Below are 16,375 nucleotides of genomic sequence, written 5' to 3'. Positions count from 1 at the left end.
CACAGGTTACAAGTGTAAATGAGCAACGAAGACAAAGTAAAATAAAGAAAGAACAAGTCTAAGCTGCACTACTCGCCTTCGAGGCCCCGAACCGGCTTTAATGTCTCCCAATCATGACAAGACGGACAAGCCCAATAATGCTTGCTACTATTAAACCCACAATTTCTACAATTGTAGCGCTGTTTAACGTTTAGATACGCGGAGATCAGTTGTTTGATCATATCTAGCGCTTCAGCATCGCCTTCACTATTATTTTCGTTCACCTGCATTTTGACAAAGTGTTTGAAGCCAACAATGGTAGGACGTCTTTTTAATGCAGAAAGTAAATACTCTTGTGCTTTTTTGGCACCATGATTCGATTCAACATACGAAAGGTATTTAATTAGTGCACTTGAACTTCCCGTCTCGTCGTACACTTTTTTAATAAATTTTGAAAAGTCATCTGTTGCATCTAGTTGAATGAAACACTGTTCCATTTGATCAATAACATCAGGAAAAAATTCTTTGTCTTGGCTATAGATGGCTTTGTAGGATTTACATGCTTCTTCATACTGCTGATGGTTTTCGTATATTTTAGCAAGTAACCAATTAGCTCTACACGACGTAGGGTCGCACTTAAGCGCTTCTTCTAACAGCTCAATAACTTCAATAAATTTATCTTGTTCTAGTGCTTGTGTCGCGAGCTCACAATAAAAATTAGCTAAAACATGAAGTAGCCTTTTATCTTTTGATTTGACAATAGGCTTTTTCAGGGACAAACCTTGTTGCCAATCTTTAGTCGATTGATAAATTTGCAGTAAGTAACTTAACGACTTTAAGCCAAACTCTTTTGATTTGGTAAGGCTCATAAACATAGATTCAGCACGGTCGAATAAACCAGCACTTAAAAAATCTTTACCTAATTCATAGGCAGCTTGTTGTTTTGCTTTGGTAGGTAAATGTTTTTGGTGTACTAAATATTCATGTACTTTTAAGGCTCGATCTAATTCGCCACGCTTTCTAAACAAATTCGCCATAGCAAAGTGGGCTTCAACGGTATCATCTTCAACCGTTAATGTTTCCAACAGAAAATCGATGGCTTTATCTTGTTGGTTTGACAACAGGTAGTTGATACCCGTTGAGTATTTGATAGATAGGTCTTGTTTTTCGTTGTGCTGACTTTGCTTGACACTATTTCTACCCATAAACCAGCCATACCCCATGGCGACGGGTAACAACAAAAATAGTAGTTCTAACATAAGTGTCTTCTACCCTTCCACTTGCGCCTTACGAGCTTTAAGCTTACTTAAAATTCCCCACAGCACAGAGAACAAAATACCAATAACAAAGCCAATTAAGGTAAAAAGGCTGACAGCTGCGGCAACTGTTAACTCGATTTTTGCAATAAAGTAATTTAGCGACAGTATTTGGTCATTCTGACTACCAAACATAAACGCTAATACCACAAGAAACAAAATTAAAAATCCAGTTAGATAAAGTTTCACAAATAGCTCCAATAAAGGAAAGAAAACAAAAACGGCATGCTAGAGCATGCCGTTTATTCAATACTAATGCAAATTACGCGTGTGTTGCGTTAACACGCTCGCGCAATTCTTTGCCTGGTTTAAAGTGAGGAACGTACTTACCAGCTAAATCTACAGATTCGCCAGTTTTCGGATTCCTACCAACGCGTGGTGCGCGATAATGAAGTGAAAAGCTACCAAAACCCCTAATCTCAATTCGCTCACCTTTAGACAAGGTTTGCGCCATCATCTCTAAGATTTCTTTTATAGCTAGCTCAACATCTTTGGCAGCTAAGTGGTTTAGTTTATCAGCTAGTCTTTCAATTAGTTCTGATTTGGTCATGCGACCCTCCAGTGTTCCTTTGCATCACGACAATGGTAAATGGTAAGGAGCTTATTACTCCTTACCGCCAGGTATCTTAGCTCTTAGCGTTTTTAAACGCTTCAGCCATAGCACTTAAACCAGTGTCTTCTACTTGGTTAAGGCTCTCAATAGCTTCACGCTCGTCTGCTTGGTCTTTCGCTTTGATTGATAAGCTGATAGTACGGTTCTTACGGTCAACACCCATGAACTTAGTTTCAACTTCATCACCAACAGACAATTCAGTAGTAGCATCTTCGATGCGGTCACGTGAAATATCAGAAACGCGTAAGTAACCTTCAACGCCTTCTGCTAATTCAACTTTAGCACCTTTTGCATCAACTTCAACTACTTTACCTTTTACAATAGCACCTTTTTTGTTATCTGTCAGATACATATTGAAAGGATCGTCTTCAGTTTGCTTAACGCCTAGTGAAATACGCTCGCGCTCTGGGTCAACTTGTAATACAACAGCTGAGATCTCATCACCCTTCTTGTATTCACGAACAGCTTCATCACCGCCGTTCCAAGAAATGTCAGATAAGTGAACAAGACCGTCGATGCCACCGTCAAGACCAATGAAGATACCGAAGTCAGTAATTGACTTGATCTTACCTGATACTTTGTCACCTTTGCTGAAGTTCTTAGCAAACTCTTCCCAAGGATTTGGAACACATTGCTTAAGACCAAGAGAAATACGACGACGTTCTTCGTCAATCTCAAGAACCATAACTTCAACAGTGTCACCTAAGTTAACAACTTTAGATGGGTGGATGTTTTTGTTTGTCCAATCCATTTCAGAAACGTGAACAAGACCTTCAACGCCTTCTTGGATTTCAACGAAACAACCGTAATCAGTTAGGTTAGTTACACGGCCAGAAAGCTTAGAACCTTCTGGGTAACGGTTAGCAATAGCTACCCAAGGATCTTCGCCTAATTGCTTCATACCTAGTGATACACGAGTGCGGTCACGGTCGAACTTCAATACTTTAACTTGGATCTCATCACCAACGTTTACGATTTCACTTGGGTGCTTAACACGCTTCCAAGCCATATCAGTGATGTGTAATAGACCGTCGATACCGCCTAAGTCAACGAATGCACCGTAGTCAGTAAGGTTCTTAACGATACCTTTAACTTCGATACCTTCAGCTAATGACTCAAGAAGTGCTTCACGTTCTACGCTGCTTTCTGATTCGATAACAGCACGACGAGAAACAACTACGTTATTACGCTTCTGGTCAAGCTTAATAACTTTGAATTCTAAATCTTTACCTTCAAGGTGAGCAGTGTCGCGAACTGGGCGAACATCTACTAAAGAACCTGGTAAGAATGCACGGATGTTGCTAACTTCAACAGTGAAGCCGCCTTTAACTTTACCGTTGATAACACCGATAACAGTTTCTTTTTCTTCGTATGCTTTTTCAAGCACTTGCCATGCTTCGTGACGTTTTGCTTTTTCACGAGAAAGTACAGTTTCACCGAAACCGTCATCTGTTGCGTCTAACGCTACGTCAATTTCGTCGCCAACATTAATTTCTACTTCACCAGCAGAGTTTTTGAATTGGTCGATTGAGATTACAGACTCAGACTTAAGGCCAGCATCAACTAAAACGTTGTCTTTGTTGATCTGTACTACAGTACCCTTGATGATTGAACCAGGGCGTGTTTCGATTTCTTTTAAACTTTCTTCAAAAAGTTGTGCAAAATTTTCAGTCATAATAGGTTATGAACTCTATATAAATCCAATCCACTTACGTGTGTCATGGGGTTGTTAAAAATACCCAATACATCCTTACATTGGGTTTCCAGTTATAAACCGCCTAAAAAACTGGCGATTTATGCTAATTTTTCATTGGCATACGACAAGATTTTAGCTACCACTTCATCCACAGAAAGTTCAGTAGAATCAATAAGTAACGCACCTTCCGCAGGTACTAATGGCGCAACACTTCTATTTTGATCACGCTCATCTCGTTGACGTATGTCATCCAAAAGGCGCCCGATTTTAACATCAAACCCTTTTTCCTTCAACTGATTAAATCGTCTATGCGCCCTTTCTTCTGCACTAGCTGTCAAAAAGACTTTTACCGGTGCATCGATAAACACGACTGTGCCCATATCGCGACCATCTGCAACTAAGCCTGGATCTGTTCTAAAGGCGCGTTGACGGCGTAATAATGCTTCCCTAACGCGAGGAAATGCAGCTACTTGCGAAGCTATTGCGCCAATCTCTTCAGTTCTTATGGTATCGGTGACGTCTTCACCTTCTAGCACAACCTTGCTGTTACCGTCTTCATTAATGACAAACTGAACATCTAAATGCGCAGCAATTGGGATCAGTGCTTCTTCATCTTCAATATTTAAATGGTGGTACTGAGTCGCCACCGCAAGGACACGATAAATCGCGCCACTGTCGAGTAAATGCCAGCCTAAACGTTCGGCGACTAATCTAGCAGCAGTGCCTTTTCCTGCACCACTAGGGCCGTCTATGGTAATAATAGGAACGCTTTCCTGCATACATTTTTCTCCTAAAGTCGAAAATCGGCGGGCATTATACGGGAAATGTTTTTTAAAATCGCCTAAAAAATTATTCTGTAACAATTTTAGAACGTAATTGTATTAAATAGCGGGAATTAGTTGGTGATTAACGAGAAAAAATTCAAACAACGTTGATTATATTACAATTATTAATCAACGTTGCTTTAATTGGCTTGGATAGATAAAACGTTAACTAGCTACTTGAGCAAGTTTGTCAAAGTAGTCAGGAAAGGTTTTAGCAGTACATTTTGGATCATTTATAGTGACAGGCGTATCACTTAGCGCAACTAATGAAAAACACATGGCAACACGATGATCATTGTAAGTATCTATTTCTGCATGAACCAACTGTTTAGGAGGCGTAACTGAGATATAATCCTCACCCTCTTCTACTTCTGCGCCAACTTTACGCAACTCAGTAGCCATCGCATGCAAACGATCAGTTTCTTTTACTCGCCAGTTATAAATGTTACGAATACTGGTTGTGCCCTCAGCAAATAGTGCGGCAGTGGCTATAGTCATAGCCGCATCAGGTATATGGTTCATATCCATATCTACAGCTTTCAATGGTTGACCTTTAACCGTGATAGATTCGTCGTTCCAGATGACTTCAGCGCCCATATTTTCCAGAACGTCAGCAAAGTGTTTGTCGCCTTGTACACTGAGTTTGCCGACACCATGCACAGTAACTTCGCCGCCTTTAATCGCACCTGCCGCTAAAAAGTAGGAAGCAGACGATGCATCCCCTTCGACCATATAACGTTCTTGGCCTTGATAAGTCTGATTACCTTTTACTAAAAATGATTGATAATCATTATTTTCAACAGAAACACCAAAACGCGCCATGATATCTAACGTAATATCAATGTAAGGTTTAGATACGAGTTCACCGTCAATTTCAATAACAGTATCTGAGCCTAACAGTGGTGCTACCATTAAAATAGCCGTCAAGAACTGGCTAGAAATAGAACCATCTATCGTGACTTTGTCGCCAGATAAATCAGTTCCAGTAATTTTTACCGGTGGGTAATCTTTATTCTCCAAATATTCGATATCAGCATTAAGTTGGTAAAGCGCATCAACAAGATGACCAATGGGTCTTTCTTTCATGCGTGGCTCACCCGTTAACACGAATTCACCATTACTTGCCGCTAACGCTGCACATAAAGGACGCATTGCTGTTCCTGCGTTACCTAAATACAACTCTGTTGGTTCAGATACTTCAAAAAAGCCATCATTTCCGGTAACAATGCACTCTGTTCCACAGTCACTTAATTTATATTGAACGCCCAATTTAGTAAGGGCTTCTAGCATGTGATTGATATCATCACTCACTAACAAATTGGTTATTTTGGTTGTACCTTTAGCCAAAGCCGCAATTAATAAAGCGCGATTTGAAAGGCTTTTAGAGCCAGGTAAGAATACTTCGCCATTAATTTTATTAATTGGGTTTAAGGTTAACTGTTCCATTATTACTGGTTCCCCTGTTCAAAACTTTTCATAAATTCAACCAAGGCGATAACGCCTTCAATCGGCATCGCGTTATAAATGCTCGCTCGCATGCCTCCTACCATTCGGTGACCTTTTAAAGCTAGCAGCCCTGCTTGTTTTGCTTGTGATAAAAATGCATCATTCAAAGACTCATCATTTAACCAAAATGGTACGTTCATTCGGCTTCTGTATTCGTTAGCAATTGAGTTCGAATAAAAGTCACTTTGATCAATATAGTCATAAAGTAATTGCGCTTTTTTCTTGTTTATTTCTTCAACGTGGCCGACACCGCCGAGCGCCGTTAACCAATCAAACACTAATCCTGCTAAATACCAGGCATATGTCGGAGGCGTGTTGTACATGGAATCGTTATCTGCCGTTAACTTATAATCCATAATACAAGGCGTTTCTAACTGCTGATGACCTATTAAATCCTCACGAACAATAACGATAGACAAGCCTGACGGGCCTATGTTTTTCTGAGCACCTGCGTAAATTAAGCCAAATTTTGAAATATCCATTTTTCGCGACAGTATGGTAGAAGACATATCAGCGACAAGTGGCACGTTACCTGTGTCAGGAATGTCAAACATTTCAATGCCATCAACAGTTTCATTTGGACAGTAATGCACATACGCAGCGTTTGAGTCTAGCTGCCACTCAGAAACCGGTTTTACCGATTTCAAGCCCTCTACTTCCTCAATTACATTGATAGCGCGAATGTCACCAAACTTCTTTCCTTCGGCGACAGCAGCTTTAGACCAAGAGCCAGAAACAATATAATCAGCTGACTTACCCTTAGGTAGCAGATTTAACGGAATCGCTGAAAATTGGCCGCGACCGCCGCCATGAGTAAAAAGAACACGATAATTGTCAGGAATATCCATCAAAGTGCGAAGTGTTGCTTCTGCATGTTGAGCAAGAGCCATAAACTCTTTACTTCGATGACTTAATTCCATGACCGAGCATCCTGTGCCCTGCCAGTTTATAAATTCTTGCTGTGCTTTTTCCATAACGGGCACAGGTAACATAGCGGGTCCTGCACAAAAGTTATAGATAACTGACATATCGTTTACTACCTCACTCTCTTCTAATTTAGGAAAAAAAATAGGCGGTGTTAGCCGCCTATTTTGATATTTAATTGCTTAGCTATTCGTCGCTAGCATCTTCACTTGGCGTTTCATCTTTTTGTTGTTCTGACTCTTCCGAAGATTCAATCACTTGCTCAGCACCTTCCGGTAACTCTTCCGCGCCTTCCTCTTCTTCAACTTCGTCAATACGCTGAAGTGCAACAACATGTTCGTCATCGGCAGTACGAATAATACGAACACCTTGGGTGTTACGACCGATCACACTTACTTCGTTAACACGTGTTCTTACCAAAGTACCGCTATCAGTAATCAACATGATTTCGTCTTGCTCTTCAACTTGAACCGCGCCAACAACTTTACCGTTACGCTCGCTCACTTTGATAGATACAACACCTTTAGTTGCTCGACTCTTAGCAGGATACTCTTCTATCGCAGTTCGCTTACCGTAGCCGTTTTCAGTTACCGTTAGAATTGCACCATCGTTTTTCGGTACGATTAATGAGACAACTTTTTGACCTTCTTCTAAGTTGATACCGCGAACACCCGTTGCTGTTCGGCCCATAGGACGAAGTGCCAATAGCTCTTCACCTGTCTCAGGATCTAACTTAACTTCACCAGTTTCGCTGTCACGTTGCTTCTCATTAAAGCGAACAACTTTACCTTCGTCTGAGAACAGCATAATGTCATTGCTACCGTCAGTGATATCAACACCAATAAGGGTGTCGTCATCACGTAGGTTAAGAGCAATAATACCGTTAGCTCGTTGATTTGAGTATGCTGTAAGTGGCGTTTTCTTCACTGTACCTGAAGCAGTCGCCATGATGATATATTTATCTTCTTCGTACTCACGTACTGGAAGAATTGCCGTAATCTTCTCATCATTTTCTAAAGGCAATAAGTTGACTATTGGGCGTCCACGAGCGGTTCGGCTCGCTAACGGCAACTGATATACTTTCAACCAATATAGTTTCCCGCGGTTAGAGAAACATAAAATAGTGTCGTGAGTATTCGCCACTAATAACCTTTCGATGAAATCTTCTTCTTTCATCTTAGTCGCAGCTTTACCTTTACCACCGCGGCGTTGCGCTTGGTAATCGGTTAATGCTTGGTACTTAACATAACCTTCGTTAGATAAAGTCACTACTACATCTTCTTCGTTGATTAAATCTTCAAGATTTAGATCATGAGAAGCGTTAGTAATTTCAGTGCGACGTTCGTCACCAAATTCGTCACGAATCGCTTCTAGCTCTTCTTTGATTACTTCCATCAAACGAACTGGACTTTCTAAAATGTGCAACAACTCAGCGATTAAGTCTAATAACTCTTTGTACTCATTTAGAATCTTTTCGTGTTCCATACCTGACAACTTATAAAGTTGTAGGTCAACAATCGCTTTTGCTTGCTCAGGAGTCAGGTAATATAAACCGTCACGAATACCGTATTCTGGCTCTAACCATTCCGGACGAGCAGCGTCAGTACCAGCCGTTTCAAGCATGCCGGCTACGTTACCAAGTGCCCAACCTTGTGCAACAAGTTTTTCTTCTGCATCTTTACGGTTAGTTGAATTTTTAACTAATTCAATAACAGGATCGATATTAGCTAAAGCAATAGAAAGGCCTTCTAAGATGTGAGCACGATCACGTGCTTTTCTTAGTTCGTAAATCGTTCTACGAGTAACAACTTCACGGCGATGAAGCACAAAAGCTTCAAGCATTTCTTTAAGGTTAAACAGTTTTGGCTGACCATTAGTTAAGGCAACCATGTTCAAGCCAAAAGACACTTGCATCTGCGTTAGTTTGTATAGGTTGTTTAATACAACTTCACCTACCTCACCGCGCTTGATTTCGATAACCATACGCATACCGTCTTTATCAGACTCATCGCGTAAAGCAGAAATACCTTCAATGCGCTTATCTTTAACAAGCTCAGCCATTTTCTCGATTAGGCGAGCTTTGTTTACTTGGTATGGCAATTCATGAACAACAATGGTTTCTTTACCAGTACTCTCGTTTACTTCAATTTCAGCACGAGCACGGATATTAATTTTACCGCGGCCTGTTTTATAAGCTTCCATAATACCAGCACGGCCACTAATGATACCTGCTGTTGGAAAGTCTGGACCTGGAATGTGCTCGATAAGTTCATCAATAGTAATGTCGTCGTTCTCGATTAACGCAAGACAACCATTAATAACTTCAGTTAAGTTATGTGGCGGAATATTTGTCGCCATACCAACTGCGATACCAGAAGTACCATTTACCAGCAAATTAGGAATGCGCGTAGGCATAACTGCTGGGATGTGTTCTGTACCATCGTAGTTAGGAACAAAATCTACAGTTTCTTTATCTAAGTCAGCTAAAATAGAGTGGGAGATTTTCGCCATACGGATTTCCGTATAACGCATTGCCGCAGCGGAATCGCCATCTACAGAACCAAAGTTACCTTGGCCATCTACCAGCATGTATCTGAGTGAGAAAGGCTGAGCCATACGAACGATCGTATCGTATACAGCTGTATCACCATGCGGGTGATATTTACCTATTACGTCACCAACGACACGCGCTGATTTTTTGTAAGGCTTGTTGTAATCATTACCTAACACATTCATTGCATAAAGCACACGTCTGTGTACAGGTTTTAAACCGTCTCGTACATCAGGAAGAGCACGCCCTACGATTACACTCATTGCATAATCTAAGTAAGAACTTTTCAGCTCGTCCTCAATGTTGACGGGAAGTATTTCTTTTGCCAGATCGGACATAAATCGACTGTATCCCTAACGTTGAGATTTGGAAATTATTATTGTATTGACGCGAATGATAACACACTCGTTAGTGAGACAATACCACTATAATAACCTGTCATTTTGCGCTGGATATCAAAGGATTTCAAGCTATTATTTCTTTCTTGTTTTAGAGAGGCTAATTAATTGATTTAAAAGAAATTAAATAAAAGATGTTTGAAAAGAGTAATTCGGTTGTATAACTTTCAAGCACGGTCATTAATATAAAACGAACAGTCCTTGGCTAAACTTTAGCCAAGGCACTAAAACTACCGTTTTAGTTCGTCGTTTTCGCCTCAAAGGCTTTTCGTTTAATAATAGCTTCTTCTTTCACCTCTGCTTCTAATTCTTTATTCAAGCCTAATGCAAAATAAATTTCAGCGAGCAGAAATAGAGGACCAATAAACAACTGATTGAGATCATCAACAAATGCCGGTTTCGCCTTCTCATAAGCATGGCCAATAAATTGAAAAATCCAGCCAACAGTAAATACACCGAACGCTATCCAGTAATGCCCATCGATGGAAGCTGTTGCAATGGCGCTATACATTAATGGCCCAAATAAAATAATCGACATGAATGCTAATGGCCTAGATAGCAATACATAGTAAAGTAAAACTATTCCGCCCAGCACTGCAGCTGCGTTGACGGGAATAGATAAATCGTTGATCGCGACAGTGAAAGATAACGATGACACTAATAAAGCGACAGACCAAATAATTAAAGGAATGCCGATAAAGTGTGTTTTTATATTACTCTTGTTTAAATGCACGCTTTTATACGTGGAAAGTTGTTCTACTAGATTTTTCATACCTGAATTCCATTTTTATACATTTGTACTAAATTAGTCATTTTTCCGTATAAGGTCAAGACATGAGAATTCTCACTAATTCATATACTGACCCCGCGTGAAAAGCGCTACCAAAAAATAGTTATTAAAAGCGTTAACTTAAACGATAAGATTGGTTTAGAATGTCATTAACTTTTTTTGATAAATTTCAATTAATATAACCAGAATTCCTTATGTCAGATTCAATCAATGTTAGTCCTGAAGAAATCGCAAAATTTGAACAAGTTGCTCACCAATGGTGGGATTTACACGGTGATTTTAAGCCGCTTCATCAAATTAACCCCGTTCGAAGACAGTTTATCGTACAACACGTAAAAGACGTTTTCGAAAAGAAAGTTATTGATGTCGGATGCGGCGGCGGTATTTTAGCTGAGAGTTTAGCCAAGTTAGGTGCTAAAGTAACGGGCATAGATATGGGTGAAGAGCCGTTAAATGTAGCGAAACTTCACGCTTTAGAGTCGGGGGTTCAGGTTGAATATCAGCGTATAACTGCTGAAGAAAAAGCAGAGGAATGCGCGGAATTATATGATTTCGTCACCTGTATGGAAATGTTAGAGCACGTTCCAGATCCATCTTCTGTGATTGCGTCATGCGCAAAAATGGTCAAGCCAGGTGGGCTTGTTTTTTTCTCTACCTTAAACAAAACAATAAAAGCCTATTTATTAGCGGTTGTTGCTGCCGAAAAGCTGTTGAAAATAGTGCCTGACGGCACCCACGAACATGAGAAATTTATTAAACCATCAGAGCTTATTCGTTGGGCAGAAGCATCAGGCTTAAAATGTCGTGATGCTGCAGGTATTCATTACAACCCGTTAACCGAGAATCACAAACTCATTGACTCTCTAGACGTAAATTACATTTTGTGTTTTGAGAAGCTAGCATAATGAATAACAATAAAATTAGCAGCGTGCTGTTCGATTTAGATGGCACCTTACTCGATACTGCTGACGATTTAGGGGCTGCTCTTAACTATGTATTAAGTCAGCATAGTATGCCGGCAGTTTCTCCTGAACTATATCGCCCCGTTGCATCAGATGGAGCCAAAGGATTACTTGAACTTGGTTTTGGTGACCAGCTTAAGGAATATGACTACGAATCGTTAAGAAAAGAGTTCCTTGAGTACTATCAACAGAATATCGCCCAACATACCAAGTTATATCCTGGCATTGCTAAGCTCCTAACAACACTAGACAATAAATCGATTCCTTGGGGCATAGTAACAAACAAGCCTGAAGACCTAACGTTGTTACTTCTACCTCACTACCAAGAATTTAACACATGCAAAGTAATGGTCGCTGGCGATACTTTAACGAAAAGAAAACCTGATCCTGAGCCAATTTTGTTTGCTTGTGAACAAATGAATCGATCACCTAGCACATGTCTTTATGTCGGCGATGCCTTGCGTGATATTCAAGCGGGAAATCGAGCGACGAATATCACGGGTGTAGCAAATTGGGGATATATTAAAGCAACCGATAATACTTCTTTATGGGACGCTGATTTTTTATTCGAAGTACCTGAAAATATCTTAATGATTATTTAGCAATCAGCTTGGTCAATAATAACACAAACCCTATACACCATTGTTTTATATAGGGTTTAAATCTTTTATTACTTTTTGTAATAAACATAAAACTAAAAAAAACAAAATAAATCTAATAAGAAAAAAAATTGAAAAAAAAGTTTGCCTTTTTAAAAAATCAAATTAAAAAACCGATACTAAGTTAGTCACTACTAACAAAATAAATGTCAATACTTTTATGCTAAATTTTAAAGCGATTTTTGTGCTTGCATTGCAGTAAAAACCTCATTATCTTGTGATAAGTTTAGCGTTCACCCCCTAGATGTTGTGTGTAAGTAAAAATTTTGACACTAGCGTGAACATCCAGATTAACAATAATTAGAATAATCGAAACAGAATACAGGTTTTTCATGAATAACAACCTTTTTGTAACTAAGCGCAATGGCGAGAAAGAGCCAATTGATCTAGAAAAAATTCACCAAGTAATTGCTTGGGCCGCAGAAGACTTAGAAAACGTTTCAGTTTCTCAAGTTGAATTAAAATCCCACATTCAATTTTATGACGGCATTAAAACTGAAGACATTCATGAAACCATCATTAAAGCAGCCGCTGATCTAATTTCAGAAGAAACGCCTGATTATCAATATTTAGCTGCGCGTCTTGCTATATTCCATCTAAGAAAGAAAGCTTATGGTCAGTTTGAACCACCTAAGCTTTACGAACATGTCGTTAAGTTAGTGGAAGATGGACGCTACGATCAGCATATATTAGCTGATTACACACAAGACGAATTTGAACAGATGGAACAATTTATTGACCATCGAAGAGACCTTAACTTCAGCTATGCTGCTGTTAAACAACTTGAAGGTAAATACTTAGTTCAGAACCGTGTTACTGGCGATATCTACGAAAGTGCTCAGTTTTTATATATCTTAGTTGCCGCTTGTTTATTTGCGAAATATCCAAAAGATAGTCGCCTTTCATACATCGAAGGCTTCTACGATGCGATTTCAACATTCAAGATCTCTTTACCTACACCTATTATGGCTGGGGTAAGAACACCAACACGTCAGTTCTCATCATGTGTATTGATTGAATGTGATGATAGCTTGGATTCAATTAACGCGTCTTCAAGTGCAATCGTTAAATACGTTTCACAACGAGCTGGCATAGGCATTAACGCTGGACGTATTCGTGCTTTAGGTAGTGCAATTAGAAATGGTGAAGCTTTCCACACTGGCTGTATACCTTTTTACAAGCATTTCCAAACAGCTGTTAAAAGTTGTTCACAAGGTGGTGTTCGTGGTGGTGCTGCTACCCTATTCTATCCGCTATGGCATCTAGAAGTAGAAAGCCTGTTAGTGTTGAAAAACAACCGTGGTGTAGAAGAGAACCGCGTTCGCCACTTAGATTACGGTGTTCAGTTTAACAAATTGATGTATCAACGCTTGATCAAGGGTGAGCATATCACTTTATTTAGCCCAAGTGATGTACCTGGTCTTTACGACGCATTTTTTGAAGACCAAGATAAATTCGAAGAGCTATACGTAAAATACGAAGCTGATGAGTCAATTCGCAAGAAACGTATTCAAGCAATTGAGTTGTTTAGTCTATTTGCACAAGAGCGCGCAAGCACTGGCCGTATCTATTTACAAAATGTCGACCACTGTAATACGCATAGTCCATTTGATCCAAATGTCGCGCCTATTCGCCAAAGTAACTTATGTTTAGAAATCGCCCTTCCAACTAAACCGTTAAATGAAATTAATGACGAAAATGGCGAAATTGCTCTGTGTACGCTTTCTGCGTTTAACCTAGGTGCAATTGAGAGCCTTGATGAGCTTGAAGGGTTGGCAGATTTAGCAGTTCGTGCTTTAGATAGTTTATTGGATTATCAAGACTACCCAGTTCCAGCAGCCTACAACGCTACTATGGGTCGACGCACCCTAGGTATAGGTGTTATTAACTATGCTTACTACTTAGCTAAAAATGGTGTTTACTACTCAAATGGTAGTGCGAACAATTTAACGCATAGAACATTCGAAGCGATTCAATTCTATTTAATGAAAGCTTCTAACCAGTTAGCTAAAGAACAAGGCGCTTGCCCTAAATTTAACGAAACAAAACTTGCACAAGGTATTTTGCCTATTGATACCTACAAAAAGGAAATCGATAAGCTTACTGGCGAGCCTCTTCACCTTGATTGGGAAGGTTTGCGTGAAAGCATTAAAGAGCACGGTGTTAGAAACTCGACGTTATCTGCACTTATGCCTTCAGAAACCTCTTCGCAAATTTCTAATGCGACTAATGGTATTGAACCACCGCGTGGCCTAATTAGCGTTAAAGCAAGTAAAGACGGCGTTTTAAAACAGGTTGTTCCTGAGTATACCCGCCTGAAAGATAACTACGAGTTGTTATGGAATATTCCAGACAATGAAGGCTACCTACAACTAGTTGGTATTATGCAGAAATTTATTGATCAAACAATTTCAGCTAACACTAACTACGATCCTTCAAAATATGAAGGCGGTAAGGTACCAGTCAAGCAAATCATCAAAGATTTACTGACAGCTTATAAACTAGGTGTTAAAACTCTTTACTACCACAATACAAGAGATGGTGCAGACGATAGTCACATCGAAGAAGATGATGGCTGTGAAGGCGGCGCTTGTAAGATCTAGTTCTTACCAAGGCGTCTAAATCAGGCGCCTTTTTAATAAATAAACAAAAAAACATTGAACGATCGAGCTAGCTAATACGTACTAAAACATAAGCTATCTCAAGGAGCAATAAATGACCTACACTACATTTAACCAAGTACCTAACAACCCGCTTTTAGAGCCTATGTTTTTAGGGAACAGTGTTAATGTTGCCCGTTACGACCAACAACGTTTTAGTGCGTTTGAAAAATTAATTGAAAAACAACTTTCTTTCTTCTGGCGTCCAGAAGAAATCGATGTTTCAAAAGATAGAGCAGATTGGCAAGGTTTAACCGATTCAGAAAAGCACATTTTCATTTCTAATTTAAAGTATCAAACACTATTAGATAGTGTTGCTGCTCGCTCAGTAAACGCGGTTTTATTGCCTTTAGTCTCTTTGCCAGAAGTAGAAACTTGGGTTGAAACTTGGGCATTTAGTGAAACTATTCACTCCCGTTCATATACGCATATTTTGCGTAACCTTTTTACTGACCCAAGTGAAGTTTTTGAAGATATTGTTGTAAATCCAGCAATACTAAAGCGTGCTAGCAGTATTTCAAAGTACTTTGATGATGTAATCATCACAACCCAATTATTGCAGGCGCAAGGTGAAGGTACTTATGAAGTAGAAGGTAAATCTATAGAAGTTAGCGAGCGTAAATTAAAAGAGCGTTTATATTTAGCTATTTGCTCAGTTAACGCACTAGAAGCCATTCGTTTCTATGTTAGCTTTGCCTGTTCATTTGCTTTCGCTGAACGTGAATTACTTGAAGGTAATGCTAAGATTATCAAGCTAATTGCCAGAGATGAAGCCTTACATTTAACGGGTACGCAGCATATATTAAATAATTGGGCCTCAGGTAAAGATGACCCAGAAATGCAGGAAATTTCTGAACAATTTAAGGAGCAAGGATTACAAATTTTCCTTGATGTTGTTGAACAAGAAAAAGAATGGGCACAATACCTATTTAAAGATGGTTCAATGATCGGCCTTAACGCACAAATTCTAAACCAGTACATTGAATATATCTCAAATCAGCGCCTAGCCGCTATTGGTTTTGATATGCCGTTTGATATAAAAAGTAACCCGTTACCTTGGATGAATGCCTATTTAGTTAGTGACAACGTTCAAGTAGCACCGCAAGAAACAGAAATTTCTTCTTATTTAGTTGGCCAAGTTGATTCAGCAGTGTCTACTGACGACTTTGGTGATTTCGACTTATAACAGCGAATTGGCGTCACCTTTTATTAGGTAGACGCCCTTCTCTTAATTTATGCCTTCCGTAACCATCAACAAAAAAGATACTATTACCTTTAAAGAGCAAGATAAGACGCTTTTAAATTGTATTGAAGCAAATGGACTGGAGTGCCATTATCACTGCCGAGACGGCTTTTGTGGCGCTTGTCGCGTTAAGCTCAATAAAGGACAAGTGCTTTACCCTCAAGGTGAACCTCTTGCATTTGTTGGCGATGATGAAATTTTAGCTTGCTGCTGTATCCCTGTATCAGATATTGATATTTCTATCGACTAGAAGA

At 39.5% G+C, this 16,375-nt stretch carries 14 protein-coding genes; 5 read left to right on the top strand and 9 right to left on the bottom strand.

From position 1 onward, the window contains the following. Window positions 1–68 precede the first annotated feature (68 nt). From lapB to ACOB80_RS05810, 9 genes are all read right to left on the bottom strand, one after another. Window positions 69–1,238 (bottom strand): lipopolysaccharide assembly protein LapB, encoded by a 1,170-nt coding sequence (gene lapB / locus ACOB80_RS05850; RefSeq protein ID WP_473164890.1) that lies wholly within the window; start codon window positions 1,236–1,238, stop codon window positions 69–71. Window positions 1,239–1,247: 9 nt separating this feature from the next. Continuing rightward, complete coding sequence (locus ACOB80_RS05845) at window positions 1,248–1,484, bottom strand: lipopolysaccharide assembly protein LapA domain-containing protein (RefSeq protein ID WP_473164889.1); 237 nt, start codon at window positions 1,482–1,484, stop codon at window positions 1,248–1,250. A 73-nt stretch (window positions 1,485–1,557) separates the two neighbouring features. Beyond that, a complete protein-coding gene (gene ihfB, locus ACOB80_RS05840) occupies window positions 1,558–1,845 on the bottom strand; it encodes an integration host factor subunit beta (protein ID WP_473164888.1) in 288 nt (95 codons plus the stop codon). Between the two features lie 76 nt (window positions 1,846–1,921). Beyond that, window positions 1,922–3,583: a 30S ribosomal protein S1 gene (gene rpsA, locus ACOB80_RS05835; RefSeq protein WP_473164887.1), complete on the bottom strand. Its 1,662-nt coding sequence runs from the start codon at window positions 3,581–3,583 to the stop codon at window positions 1,922–1,924. A 119-nt stretch (window positions 3,584–3,702) separates the two neighbouring features. Next, a complete protein-coding gene (gene cmk, locus ACOB80_RS05830; RefSeq protein WP_473164886.1) occupies window positions 3,703–4,383 on the bottom strand; it encodes a (d)CMP kinase in 681 nt (226 codons plus the stop codon). A 210-nt stretch (window positions 4,384–4,593) separates the two neighbouring features. Then, window positions 4,594–5,874, bottom strand: coding sequence for a 3-phosphoshikimate 1-carboxyvinyltransferase (gene aroA / locus ACOB80_RS05825; protein WP_473164885.1), 1,281 nt, complete (start codon window positions 5,872–5,874; stop codon window positions 4,594–4,596). A gap of 2 nt (window positions 5,875–5,876) precedes the next feature. Continuing rightward, window positions 5,877–6,962 carry a 3-phosphoserine/phosphohydroxythreonine transaminase gene (gene serC, locus ACOB80_RS05820; RefSeq protein ID WP_473164884.1) on the bottom strand — a complete coding sequence of 362 codons (1,086 nt, stop codon included), beginning with the start codon at window positions 6,960–6,962 and terminating at the stop codon, window positions 5,877–5,879. A gap of 82 nt (window positions 6,963–7,044) precedes the next feature. Continuing rightward, window positions 7,045–9,747: a DNA topoisomerase (ATP-hydrolyzing) subunit A gene (gyrA, locus tag ACOB80_RS05815; RefSeq protein WP_473164883.1), complete on the bottom strand. Its 2,703-nt coding sequence runs from the start codon at window positions 9,745–9,747 to the stop codon at window positions 7,045–7,047. 298 nt (window positions 9,748–10,045) lie between these two features. Further along, window positions 10,046–10,579 (bottom strand): Mpo1 family 2-hydroxy fatty acid dioxygenase, encoded by a 534-nt coding sequence (locus tag ACOB80_RS05810; RefSeq protein ID WP_473164882.1) that lies wholly within the window; start codon window positions 10,577–10,579, stop codon window positions 10,046–10,048. Window positions 10,580–10,791: 212 nt separating this feature from the next. Here ACOB80_RS05810 and ubiG point away from each other — a divergent pair, with 212 nt between their 5' ends. The 5 genes from ubiG (at window position 10,792) to yfaE (ending at window position 16,371) form a co-directional block, all read left to right on the top strand. After that, on the top strand, window positions 10,792–11,502 hold the full coding sequence (gene ubiG, locus ACOB80_RS05805; RefSeq protein ID WP_473164881.1) for a bifunctional 2-polyprenyl-6-hydroxyphenol methylase/3-demethylubiquinol 3-O-methyltransferase UbiG: 711 nt from the start codon (window positions 10,792–10,794) through the stop codon (window positions 11,500–11,502). Then, complete coding sequence (locus ACOB80_RS05800) at window positions 11,502–12,161, top strand: HAD family hydrolase (protein WP_473164880.1); 660 nt, start codon at window positions 11,502–11,504, stop codon at window positions 12,159–12,161. Before ubiG ends, ACOB80_RS05800 begins: the two co-directional genes overlap by 1 nt. Window positions 12,162–12,550: 389 nt before the next feature. Then, entirely contained in the window at window positions 12,551–14,821 is a 2,271-nt protein-coding gene (gene nrdA, locus ACOB80_RS05795) for a class 1a ribonucleoside-diphosphate reductase subunit alpha (protein ID WP_473164879.1), read from the top strand. A gap of 112 nt (window positions 14,822–14,933) precedes the next feature. Beyond that, the gene (gene nrdB / locus ACOB80_RS05790; RefSeq protein ID WP_473164878.1) at window positions 14,934–16,064 is read left to right on the top strand and encodes a class Ia ribonucleoside-diphosphate reductase subunit beta; all 1,131 of its coding nucleotides are present in this window, start codon (window positions 14,934–14,936) and stop codon (window positions 16,062–16,064) included. 49 nt (window positions 16,065–16,113) lie between these two features. After that, window positions 16,114–16,371: a class I ribonucleotide reductase maintenance protein YfaE gene (gene yfaE / locus ACOB80_RS05785; protein ID WP_473164877.1), complete on the top strand. Its 258-nt coding sequence runs from the start codon at window positions 16,114–16,116 to the stop codon at window positions 16,369–16,371. Window positions 16,372–16,375 lie beyond the last annotated feature (4 nt).

The organism is Thalassotalea coralli, assembly GCF_055786205.1.
The sequence above is the reverse complement of the archived record's forward strand: the minus strand, read 5'-3'. Positions and strand labels throughout refer to the sequence as shown.